This is a genomic window from Pyxidicoccus fallax, assembly GCF_012933655.1.
Taxonomy (GTDB): Bacteria; Myxococcota; Myxococcia; order Myxococcales; family Myxococcaceae; genus Myxococcus; species Myxococcus fallax.
Window position 1 is genome coordinate 1 of the sequence record NZ_JABBJJ010000788.1, and the last position, 421, is coordinate 421.

Here is a 421-nt window from a genome sequence, read left to right on the forward strand (position 1 = left end):
GGGATGGGGTCCTCGGAGGACCTGTACGAGATGACGCTGCGCGAGTCGGCGGCGAAGCGGTCCGTGCGCGGCGATGGGCATGTGCGCGCCGAGGAACAGGCGAGGGCGGGGAAGATGTCGGTGGGCAGCAGCTTCCGGCGCCATGACAGCAAGGCGGGCTGCGCCCAGCAGGTGCGCCAGGAGGCCGAGGGCGACATCCGCCGAATCGCCTGGGAGACTTCGAGAGGGAGCTGGCGCGTCCGGAGAAGCACCTGGCGTGGTGCGCGACGCGGAAGCGCTTCCACTTCACCTTCGTGCACGGGCATCCGGACTGGCCCCGGCCGGAGGCGTTGGGCGGTTGGACACGTCCGTCGCCGCGGGAGGTGCTGGCGCACGGAGAGCGCGTGGGGAGCGCTGGCACCGGGAAGCGTGCGGGTGGGTG

Annotated in this window: 1 protein-coding gene; it reads right to left on the reverse strand. The window is 72.2% G+C overall.

Going from position 1 to position 421, the window contains the following annotated elements:
- The coding region (locus HG543_RS54865) for a hypothetical protein (RefSeq protein WP_211194834.1) at nt 1-197 on the reverse strand (197 nt) is incomplete at its 3' end.
- Nucleotides 198-421: the final 224 nt, after the last annotated feature.